This window comes from Maribacter litoralis, from assembly GCF_902506355.1.
In the GTDB taxonomy this organism is placed as follows: Bacteria; Bacteroidota; Bacteroidia; order Flavobacteriales; family Flavobacteriaceae; genus Maribacter; species Maribacter litoralis.
Map to the genome: position 1 here is coordinate 1247971 of NZ_LR733271.1, position 12767 is coordinate 1260737.

A 12767-nucleotide genomic window follows, 5' to 3' on the forward strand; every position below is an offset into this window, starting at 1 on the left:
AAACAGTGATTGTTGATTGATGACCATAAATTTAAACCTAAATTCGTGCCACACTACTAATATATTGTTTATCAATTGCTTACAATAAAACACATAAATTAATATGTAAAATAATTTGACAACAGTTGTACAATATATTTACAAAGACTGCTTAAAAATGAGAATGTTACACCATTACTATCAATGCAAAAACAAGTTTTGAACATTCATTTCAAAAATTACTCTGAGCGCAAGCTTTTTACTGGATTTGCAGCTGCTGATTTTAATGATTGCAGTCCCACGGTCAAAAATGTAATCACCATAACAAGTACACCACTTGCTAAAAACACCCACCACTTAAGTTCAATACGATACGTAAAACCCTCTAACCATCTAGAGATAAAATAATAGGCTATTGGTGATGCCAGTACAAAAGCAATGAGTACCAGTTTAATAAAGTCTTTCGTTAGTAATTTAACTACAGACTGTACACTTGCGCCCAACACTTTGCGTACACCTATTTCTTTTTTCTTTTGCTCCGCTACATATGAGATAAGCCCAAATAAGCCCAAACAGCTTATGAATATTGCCAAAATGGTAAATCCTACAGAGATAAACCCTAAACGCTTTTCTTCTTCGTATAACTTTTCTACTTCTTTATCTACAAATCTATAATCAAAAGGAATGTTACTTAAGGCAGATTTCCATTGTTGTTCCAAACCTTGTAGCAACTGACCATAATTTTCTGTGTTTGCCTTAATAAACAGCCAATTAGGTTCGGTTTCCTTATGCAAGAACAGAGGTTGTATCTCTTCTTTTAACGAAGCAAAATGATAATTTTTTACCACACCTATAATTCGTAATTCGTCAATTTCATCGCCATAACTTTGCATCAAGGTGGCACTTAACGCGTTTTCAATATCAATATTAAAAGCTTTTAACGTAGCCTCGTTCACTATGATCTGGTCTACGGTATCGGCAGCATTAAAATCCCTACCTTTCAACAATTCTATACCCATGGTGTTAAAATAGCCATCGCTAACACCATTACGTTTTACCACTGTTTTATTTTCCTTATTTCCGCCAGGTAAGTAAAATCCGTTATCTGCCAATATAATTTCCGATGGCGAATAATTTCCACTTGACACTTGCAATACGCCCGGTACTTTTAAAAATGATGCTTTTAAAGATTCTATCTTATTAGATGATTCTTCGGTCCCTACCCGCAATGCTAAAAGGTTATCTTTTTTATAACCTAGGTCTTTAGTTTGGGCATATTTAAACTGTTGACCTATAATAATTACCGTGCTTATTAAACATATAGAAATTACAAATTGAAATACTACCAAAGCTTTTCTAAACGTACCACTTCCAGATTGCAAAATAGCAGAGCTTTTTAGTGCTCTTACCGGCTTTATAGAAGATAGAACAATAGCCGGATAAACACCGGAAGCCAACCCTGTAACTACCCCTATAGCCAATAATAATACCACAATCTGCCATTGATATAAGCTTGTATAGGTCAATGATTCTTGTGTTACTTCATTTACAAATGGCAAAAGCAATATAACTATAGGAATACTAATCAACATGGCGAATATGGACAGTAACAAAGACTCTCCCAAAAACTGCCGCATTAATGCATTTTTACCTGCGCCAACTACTTTTCTAACCCCAATTTCACGCGCCCTTTTACTAGCCCTAGCCGTACTTAGATTTATAAAATTAATACATGCCACCAATTGTATAAAAAATGCCAAACTCAGTAAAAAATAAAGGTAGGTACTATTAGATACGTGATCCAGCTGATTTTTTCTGCCATTGGAGGATAAGTGAATATCAGTAACCTTTGTAAGCTCTAGCGTCTTACTGCTCATACCGGCATCTTTTAAATCTTGCGCTCCTCTATCTTCCATAAATTGAGGCAATTTTCGTTGTAAACCTAAACCACTACCATTTGAGGTCAATTTTACATAACTGTACACAAAATTATTGGTTGCAAAGCTCTGAAAATTCTGTACAAAAGTTCCCATTCCCGGAGTACTCATGCTTACAATGTAACTAGGATTAAAATGCGTTTTAAAAGCCTTTTCATCATAAACTCCTTTTACGGTAAGGGTTAGCGCACTTTCTCCACTGCCCCAAACCACAGTTTTGTCCAAAGGACTGGTTTTGCCGAATAACTTATCGGACAAGTATGATGACAGCATTACGGTATTGGGTTCATCTAAAGCTGTTTTCACATCACCTTCAAATATTTTAAAATTGAATACTTTGAAAAAAGTTGAGTCTGCCAAATAGACCCTTGGTTCATAATAAGCATCTTTGCTATTTGTCGCTCTTATTAGCGGACTGTAAAATGCATCGGTCAACACAACTCTGGTTGCTTCTTCTACCTCGGCAAAATCTTCTTTTAATGCAAATGCTATAGGTGGCGATGAGGTGGCGGAATCAAAAGATTCTTGACCATCACGATCTATAATTGTCTCCACCCTATAAATTGATGACGCCTCGTTATGGTGCTGATCATAACCCAACTGCGCAAATACATATAACAATATTACTAAACAGCTTACGGTACCCAGCGTAAGACCCAATAAGTTTATGATAGTTTGCTGCTTGTTCTTTATTAAATTACGCCAAGCTATTTTGATATAATTCTTTAACATGATGTTCTTTTTGATTGATGAAGATTGATGTTCTTTTTTACTCCGATCGTAAACTCTTTACCGGGTTTACAATTGCCGCCTTTATACTTTGGTAGCTTACCGTTACAATTGCTACGATAATGGCAAGAATAGCTGCCAGCAAGAATACGCCAATACCCATATCTATACGGTACGAGAAATCTTCAAGCCATTTATTCATGGCAAACCAGCCTATGGGTAGGGAGATTAAAATAGCCACCCCAACCAATTTTAGGAAGTCTACCGTAAGCCGGTAAGAAATTTGACTTACAGTAGCTCCCAACACTTTTCTAACACCGATTTCTTTTGTTCGTTTTTCGGCATTAAAGGCAGCTAATCCAAATAATCCCAAACAAGCAATAAAAATGGACAGCATAGTAAAAATGAAAAATATCTGACTCAGTTTTTGTTCCGCTTCATAGGTGGTGTTGAAGGCTTCATCCATAAAACGATAATCGAATGGTTGCCCTGGTGCCATAGCATTCCATGTACTCTCAATAGCTGCAATATTGTTTGCATAATTACCACCGCTCATTCTTACCGCCATATTTTCTGCATCTGAGTTTAGGTGCATTCCCAGTGCACTAATATTGGTACGAAGCGTTCTATAATGAAAGTCTTTAACCACCCCAATTATGGTATAGTAGGTAGGGTTTTCTTGATCTATTTCCTCAGATATCCGAATACCTAAAGCTTCTTCTGCCGTTACATTTAAAATAGGTAACGTAGCTTCATTGATTATAATGGCTGTGGAATCCGATGCATAGGCTGGATTAAAATCGCGCCCGGCAACTATTTCCATTTCCATAGTTTTGAGGTAATCGGAATCTACGGTCCAATCTTGCATTTGAATGGCACTTTCTTGATCTCTGGCTCCTTCTTCAAAGAACGATGTATCTGATCGCCAAGAAGGTGTTGGGTAGAAATTGCTTAATGTTGCGCTCTCTACATAACCCATATTCGCAATCTGTTCTTTAAACGCCTTCGTTTTGGACCCCAATGCACCCATTTCATTAATTAACAACACTTGATCTTTGGTAAATCCCAAATCTTTGTTCTGTATATAATTTAATTGCTGAAATACTACCAAGGTACTTATGATCAGAAATACCGAAATTGAAAATTGGAAGATTACCAAGGCATTACGTACCCTGCCATTACCTACACTTTCTGCACTATTACCTTTTAAGGTTTTAACGGGAGTAAATCTTGACATGAAAAATGCAGGGTAACTGCCCGAAAATAATCCTAGTAAAAATGTTGCCCCTAATAACGCCAACCAGAACAAGGGCTGAGTAAACGGTATTACAATTGATTTACCCGTGAAGCTATTGAAAAAAGGCAATGCTATCATTGATATTAATAACGCCGCTAACAAAGACACAAATGCTATTAAACCTGATTCGGTTAAAAACTGAAAAACAAGATTCAATTTATTCGACCCCAAAGTCTTCCTAACTCCAACTTCTTTGGCTCTCTTTAACGAATGAGCCGTAGACAAATTCATAAAATTAACACTTGCCAATATAATCAAGAACAGCCCAATAAAAGAAAGAATGTAGATATTCTGAATACTGCTTGTAGCACTCATTTCCGAACTTTTATCTGAATGCAAATGAATATCGGTCAAGGGCATGGTGTGGTACCGAATGTAATTACCCGATGCCGCAAACGACTCCGCCGTCATCCCCGGAAAATATTTCTGTGCCCATGGTAACATGTAACGCTCTAACATGTCTTGCAAGGGTCCTTGAAAATCTTCTACCGATGCTCCCGGTATTAGTTTTATAAACGTAAAATAATTATTTCCACCCCAATTATCTTCTCTAGATGCTACGTTGCCCGCCATTGCCAAAAACACACTATAATCATTGAAATAGGAGTTTTTCGGCATATCTTCTATTACCCCGGTTACCGTATACGTATCTGTATTATCCAACAGTAGATTCTGACCAATGACATCTGTAGCACCAAAATGCTTTTCGGCTGCAGTTTTGGTCAACACTAAGGAGTTGGTACCCGTTAATGCTGTTTTTGCATTACCTGCGAGCAACTCTATCCCAAAGAATTCAAACATGGTAGAATCGGCATAAGTGATATGGTTTTCTTTGGCACTTCTGTTTCCACCTTCTTTTTTTACATACGCACTACCTACGGTTCTGAATCGAACAGTAGATTCTACTTGCGGATAATCTCTTCTTAAGGTTTCTGCCATTGGTGCGGCGGCTTCACCAGCTTTGATTTCCGCTCCACCAAATTTTATATCAGAATCTATGCGATAAATTCTATCTGCATCGGCAAACATTTTATCATAACTAAGTTCGTCGTAGATATACAGCGATATAATTAATGCCCCAGCCATACCAATGGCTAGTCCGAATGTATTTAGAAAAGTGAAAAAGGCTTGCTTCTTTAAACTCCTCCAGGCGATTTTTAGATAGTTCTTAAACATGGTTCTCGTTTTTTGGTGCTTGATTACGACTCATCAAATTCTAATTTCATGCCATTAATACAAATTATTGATTGTCAGGTATTTATATGTAAAGATAAAATACTGAGTGTCAAATATTTGGACAAAATGTGTCTAAATTATTTACAATAAAGTTTTATTCCGTACGTAAACTTTTGATAGGATTCGCCCGTGCAGATTTAATGGCATGATAGCTTACTGTTATAATAGCAACGGCAACCGCCATAATACCTGCCAAGGCAAACACCCACCAGTTGATTTCTACCTTGTAAGCATAAACATTCAACCAATTATCCATAGCGTACCATGCAAATGGCGTTGCAATTACAATTGCAATGATGACCAACTTTATAAAGTCTTTTGACAATAATGTGACAATACTAGAAACTTCTGCTCCCAATACTTTTCGTATCCCTATTTCTTTGGTTCGCAACATGGCACTATACGTTGCCAAGCCAAATAAGCCCAAACATGCTATGAATATGGCTAAAAAAGAAAATAGGGTAAACAGCTTTTTAAATCTAAAATCCGCTTGGTACTGTTCATTAAAACTATCATCTAAAAAGCTGTACAAGAATGGTCTGTGTGGTGCTAAAGTTGCCCATTTTTCCTCAATATTGGCTATTGACCGCTGCATATCATCTGTCTTTACCTTTAAGGAAATATACCTTCCATATTGAGAGTAACGCATGGATAGCGGAGCTACTTCTTGATGTAGGGATATGTAATTAAAATCCTTAACGACCCCCACAATGGTTCCTTCACGACCCCATTGCTGAAATTTTTTACCAATAATTTCAGAAGGGTCTGCATAACCAAATGATTTTACTGCAGCTTCATTTACGACCATAGCACTTAGCGAATCTGAAACAAATTCCCTTGAGTACGCTCTGCCTGCCACTACTTCAATATTATAATGTGGTATAAAATCAAAATCTATTTCATACAAAAATGGCTCAAAATGTTCCATACTGCCTTCAAATGTTTCTATCTCTGTTCCGGCAGCCGGAAAATGACCTCCTGGCACTGTGCGCGAACTAGCTACAGATGTTACTTCTGGCAAACTTTTAAGTTCATTTTTTACGGTTTCTATCTTATCCAAAACTTCACCGTCCCAATTATAATCGATGACCAATTGTTGCTCATTGTCAAACCCAAGATTTTTGTTCAACATAAAACTTAGTTGAAAATAAACGATAACCGTACTTGCTATCAATGCAATAGATAAACTGAATTGAAAAATTACTAGACCTTTACGTAAGTTCACCCCTTGCGGAGAGGAACTTATCAGTCCTTTTAAAACACTGGCGGGTTTGAATCCCGACAAAACTAAAGCAGGGTAGCTTCCCGCAAATAAACCGGTAATTATAGCCGTACCAAAATATAATGGCAACATATAAGAGCTAAAGATATCATCTATTATAAACTGCTTACCTGTAATATTCGATAACCAAGGCATGCACACAAAAACAAGTAATAACCCTATGGAAGCAGATATTAAAACCATTACTAAGGATTCACCCAAAAATTGATAGACCAATCCTTTCTTATCGGCACCAATAACTTTTCTAACTCCTACTTCTTTGGCGCGTTCCATAGACCTTGCAGTCGCCAAATTCATAAAATTTATGCTGGCAATGACAAGTATAAATAAGCCTATTACACCAAAAATATAGATGTTGGGTAGGCTGCCAACTATACCAGGTTGGCGAACAGCATCTGAATTCAAATAGGCATCCTTTAACGGTTCAAATGCTACATCATAGTAATATTCCTTTTCTTCCTCTGACCTGTGTTTATCTAAAAACACAGGCATTTTTGATTGAAAATCTTCAACATTAAAATTATTGTTTACCAAGAAATACGTATAAAAATCCACATATCCCCAAGACTCAAAAATATTTGGTCTTGTTTGGTAAAACGAACTCATAGAGAGTAAAACATCAAAATTAAAATGCGAGTTTTTGGGCACATCTTTCATGACACCGGTTACGGTATATTGCCCATCATTGGCTCTACCGCCAACTCCTTCCATAACCTTACCCATTGGATCTTCATCCCCAAAATACTTCTTGGCCGTACTTTCTGTCAACACCACAGAATATGGTGCTTCTAGAGCTGTTTTAGGATTCCCCGAAAGTAATGGCCAAGTAAAAACATTAAAGACCGAAGCATCCACATAGAAGCAATCACTCTCTTGAAAAGAATTAGAGTTGTATTCCAACAAAACATCCGACCTACCCGAAAACTGTACTTTTTCAATTACCTCAGAAAAATCTTCTTTTAGAGCCGGTCCTATAGGTGCATTTCCCCAAATCCACTTGTCTTTTACATCACTCGATCCCATATGGTGTACCACTCTATAAATTTGATCGCCATTTGTATGATACTTATCATAGGAAAGCTCATTGTTAATGAACATTAAGATCATTAAAAAACAAGCCATGCCAATTGCTAGTCCGCCAATATTAATAATTGAATAGCCTTTATTCTTAGTTAGGTTACGCCAAGCGATTTTTAGATAGTTCTTAAACATGGTTCTCGTTTTTTCCTCTCCCTATCTCTCTCCAAAGGAGTGTAAGCGGATTGGTGATTATTATTTACTCTGTACGCAAGCTTTTTACCGGGTTTACTATAGCAGCTTTTATCGCTTGAAACCCCATTGTTATCATTGCAATAACTAAAGCCATACCACCGGATAATAGAAATACCCACCAAGGTATTTCTATTTTGTATGCAAAGTCTTGTAGCCATTTATTCATAAAGTACCATGCAACAGGGGTCGCAATCAACATGGCAATTACAATTAACCTTACAAAATCGCGGGCAAGCATCTGTACAATTTCACCAATACTTGCACCCAAGACTTTCCTTATTCCTATTTCTTTTGTTTTCTGTTGGGCTATAAATGCTATTAATCCCAATAAACCCATACAGGCTATGAATATGGTTAAGAAAGAGAATACACCAAATAAATTTGCCTGTCTTTGGTCTGATATATAAGCAGTGTTTATATCATCATCAAGAAAAGAATATTCAAAAGGCACAGTAGGCTGATAAGCATTCCATTTATTTTCAATAGAAGACATCAATTTTCCGATATTTTCTGAATTTACCTTTAAAGTGATGTATGATACGCCTGTTTCATAACTCTTTGAAGTATTCGAAAACAAGGCAAATGGTGTAATATGGCTATGCAACGATTCTAAATTAAAATCTTTTAAAACTCCCACCACTTTGTATGATTCCATTTTACCGCCAGGATATTGAATCATTCTACCAATAGGGTTTTGCCATCCTATTTGCTTTGCTGCTGCTTCATTGATTACAACTGACAACGAATCATTGAAGTTATTATCAAACGCTCTACCTTCTATTAACTTCAGATCTAGGGTCGACATAAAATGTTGATCAACCAAGTAAGATTGTAATATAATATCCGTAGCGACCTTTTCGTCTGAATTAGTTGCTTCTGGAAAGTAAAAATCACCAAAACTGCCTCTGGTAAGCATACCTGAAGAAATGGCGGCATTTTTTACCTCTGAAAACTCTTCAAGTTCTGATCTGAAAGTTTCTTCGCTACCCTCAAGTTTTTCTGCATTACGAATTACAAGCAAGTTTTCTTTATCATATCCTAAATCACGATTTTGGGTATAATTCAATTGCAGATAGACAATACTAGTTGCTATAATCATGATTATAGCAACAGTAAATTGAAAAACCACTAATCCGTTTCTAATAAAACCGTCTTTACTGTTCGATACTTTGGAAACTCCTTTTAAAACATTCGCTGCTTTAAAAGAAGTTAAATAAAATGCAGGATAAATGCCCGCCAAAAGAGCGGTTAGTAAACTAAGACAGATAATAAATAACCAAATACCATTTTCAAATATCGTATTGAAAGTGATGGTTTTACCAGCTAGCTGATTAAAAAAAGGCAAAAATACCCAAACCAACATTAGTGCTAAAAACGTGGATACTACGGTGTAAAAAATGGCTTCTGCCAAAAACTGTTTTATAAGTTGAATTCTAGGAGAACCCAGCACTTTTCTAATACCAATTTCCTTACTTCTTTTAGATGCCTGTGCTGTTGCCAAATTGACAAAATTAACCGAAGCCAGTACTATTATAAAAAAAGCAATTATGGCAAAAATGTATAAGTTTTTAATACTGTTCTGTTCTGAAATTACCGATTCTATCTCACCAGAATGTAAATGAATATCGGTTAGTGGCTGCAAGTGCAAATCCCATTTATTACCATTTTCTAAAAACTCTTCGTAAGGCTGACCTATTCTATCAAAAGCATTTGCCGCATGTAACCTAATCAATTCAGGAAACTGTGATTCTAAATGATCAATTACTTCAGGATTTGCCGCTGCTTTTTCAGTCAATTTTACATAAGTAGCCATTTGTAACCATACCCAACTCCAGTTAAATCGTTTTACATTTGAAAAATTTGAAACAGGAACTAATATATCGAAATTTACAGAGGCATGTAAATTGCTCATGTCTTCTAAAACACCCGTAACTTTCAACGGTTTTCTTTCCTTTCCATAAAAAAGGATTTTACCAAGCGGGTCCACATCTCCAAAATATTTCTTCGCAATACTGTTAGTGACAACTATACTATTCCCTTCTAGTAAACTTTTTTCTGGATCACCCTTTAACATAGGATAACTTAAAACCTCTAAAAAATTGGCATCTACCGCAAATACATTTTCTTCGTTAAAAACTTGTTTTTCAGAACCATCAGAAAATTCAAGAACATCAACTCCTGGTCTGTATATACGTGTAAAACTTTCAATTTCAGGAAAATTGTCAACCAAAGTCTCACCTGCTGGCGGAGGTGTATAACCGGCATAAAACTCATCATCGCCCATTTTACCATTTAAATTGACCCTATACACTTGGTCGGCATCATTAAAAAAACGATCATAGCTTAATTCATCGCTTATAAAAAGGGCTATCAAAATAACACTGGTTAAACCTATCGCAAGTCCAGAAATATTAATTATACTATTACCCTTATATCTAAATGCATTTCTAAAAGCGATTTTTATATAGTTCTTAAACATGATTCTCGTTTTTTGATGATGAATTATTCTTTCCTTAAGCTTTTTAACGGCTGAATCAATGCGGCTCCAATAGATTGATAGCTTATAGTTAAAATAGCTATGGTCAGTGCTATGAATCCTGCGGTAAAGAATATTCCCCAACCAATAGTGATGTGATAGGCGAAATCTTCTAACCAACGGCTCATTAAATACCAGCCAACAGGTATGGCAATAGCAATTGAAATAACTATCAGTTTCATAAAATCTAGGGTAAGCAGCTTATAAATACTCTTGAATGGTGCCCCTAAAACTAAACGGATGCTGATCTCTTTTTTTCGTTGTTCTACCATAAAGGCAGATAGTGCAAACAAACCTAAACAGGCTACTAAAATGGCAAATAGTGCAAAGCTGTTGAATATTTTGCCCATACGCTCCACATCATCATGCATGCGACTGAATTCTTGATCAAGAAAGCTGTAGTTTATTGCTTGACTGGGGACATTTTTATCCCAGACCGTTGCTATAGATGCCAATGCCTCATTCACATTGCCTTTTTCCAACTTTAGCGAAATAGCCCCTAAATCTTTACCGATTACCAAAGACAAGGAAGAGATATCCTCTTTTAAAGATTTAAAATGAAAATCATCTATTACACCTATTACTTTGAACATCTGTCCGTTGTTATTGATTTCTTTACCAATGGCATCTTCCAAGCCCAACTCTCTTTGCATGTTGGCATTTATGATGATGGAATTCAAAGCATCTGACGCAAATTGTTTGGAAAAATCTCTTCCGGTTTTTACGGTAATTCCCAATGTTTTAATGTAATCGTAATCTACCCTCCAAATTTGGGCGGGTATGCCCCTGCCTTCATTTCCTTCATCCTCCCTTCTAAAGGTATTTCCATTTCTATTACCGCCATCAACCGGTAAATAGTTAGATATTGTTGCCGACTTTACCTGTGGTAATTGTAGTAACTGTTCTTTAAAATTTTCAGCGCTATCACCCAATATACCAGTGCCCTCAAGTATTACCACGTGTTCTTTATCATAGCCCAATTCTTTTTGAAGTATAAAATCCATTTGTTGGTATATAATCAACGTAGCTATAATCAAAATCACCGAAGTTGTAAACTGAAAAATAACGAGTCCGCTTCTTAATTTGCCACTCTTACTGCCAATACTAAGACTTCCCTTTAAAACATTTACCGGATTAAAAGCAGATAAATAAAATGCGGGATATAATCCTGCCAAAGCCCCTACCAAAAGAGCAGATAGTACTATTACCGGAGCAAACCACCATGCCGACCATGGCATTTCTATTGTTTTTGATGCCATGTTATTGAACGTTGGCAATAACGCCCAAGCCAATACTACACCGAGTAAAAAGGATACAAAACTGTACAACACAGATTCGGTCATGAATTGTGTTACCAAATTGCTTTTATAGGCACCTATGGTTTTTCTTAACCCTACTTCTTTTGCCCTATTGGCAGATTTTGCAGTAGATAGATTTATAAAATTGATGACTGCTAACAATAGTACAAAACCGGCAACGGCAGCAAAAAGCCATACAAAACGAATATCGCCATGCTTAAGACCATCTGCCATTTTAATATCGGAATACAAATGAATATCGGTTATGGGCTGAAGTTTATACTTCATGGTTCTCAATACTTCTATAAAATCTGGTGCACGCCCACGTTCTCGCTGAGCGGGAATTATATAATCTTCAACAATGGAAACCATTTTTAGCTCTAACTCCCGCACGTTTGTATGGTCATCTACCAATACATAGGTAAAGTAGTTCTGGTTGGTCCAGTTTGCATTGGTATCCTCTATGGACAACAGAAAATCATAGGCTAGATGTGAGTTTTTTGGAGCATCTTTCATCACCCCGGTTACCGTATAAGGTTTGGTCTGGTCATTATCTAAAATAATGGTCTCGCCCACTACTTTACCACCATTAAAATACTTAGCCGCTTTGGATTCTGATATGACAATACTTTTAGGGTTTGCCAATGCCGTTTTAGGATTACCTTGTTGTAACTCCACTTCCAAAAGCTCAAACGCTTCTTGGTCTGCAAGTATAAAACCTGTTTCCAGATTATTTTGAGATTCCCCTGCCAAACGAAAACCACGATTGCCTGCACCAAAAATGCCAATGGTATTAATTTTCCCAGCCTTTACTATTTCTGGAAAATCGTTCTGTAGGACTTCGGCAAAAGGTAATTGAAAGTGGGTGCTTTTCATCACCTCACCTTTATACATGCCCTCTAACACTACCCTATATAATTGGTCCTTTTTTGCATAATGCCGATCATAACCTACTTCATTGTTAATGAACAATGCAATTAAAAGACAAGCCGCTATACCAACAGCAAAGCCACCAATTTTAATGGTGGCAAATAGCGTATCCTTTTTAATACTTCTCCAAGCAATTTTAAGATGGTTTCTGAACATGGCTCTCGTTTTGATTGATTGATTACAAATGAATTATCCGTGATGAGGGGATAAGTTTGGTTGGCTTGGTTTGCTGGCGCTTGTTTTTTCACTTCGGTTCTGATCAGTGAACAGT

The 12767-nt window shown here is 36.6% G+C and carries 5 protein-coding genes; all 5 read right to left on the reverse strand.

Translation table 11 applies throughout. The features are described 5' to 3' along the window. Nucleotides 1-218: 218 nt before the first annotated feature. Nucleotides 219-2648 carry an ABC transporter permease gene (locus tag EXIGUO8A_RS05145; protein ID WP_159302197.1) on the reverse strand — a complete coding sequence of 810 codons (2430 nt, stop codon included), beginning with the start codon at nucleotides 2646-2648 and terminating at the stop codon, nucleotides 219-221. A gap of 37 nt (nucleotides 2649-2685) precedes the next feature. Further along, nucleotides 2686-5118 carry an ABC transporter permease gene (locus tag EXIGUO8A_RS05150; protein ID WP_159302199.1) on the reverse strand — a complete coding sequence of 811 codons (2433 nt, stop codon included), beginning with the start codon at nucleotides 5116-5118 and terminating at the stop codon, nucleotides 2686-2688. Between the two features lie 154 nt (nucleotides 5119-5272). After that, entirely contained in the window at nucleotides 5273-7672 is a 2400-nt protein-coding gene (locus EXIGUO8A_RS05155; protein WP_159302201.1) for an ABC transporter permease, read from the reverse strand. Nucleotides 7673-7736: 64 nt separating this feature from the next. Next, entirely contained in the window at nucleotides 7737-10211 is a 2475-nt protein-coding gene (locus EXIGUO8A_RS05160; RefSeq protein WP_159302203.1) for an ABC transporter permease, read from the reverse strand. Between the two features lie 23 nt (nucleotides 10212-10234). Then, nucleotides 10235-12652 carry an ABC transporter permease gene (locus EXIGUO8A_RS05165; protein ID WP_159302205.1) on the reverse strand — a complete coding sequence of 806 codons (2418 nt, stop codon included), beginning with the start codon at nucleotides 12650-12652 and terminating at the stop codon, nucleotides 10235-10237. Nucleotides 12653-12767: the final 115 nt, after the last annotated feature.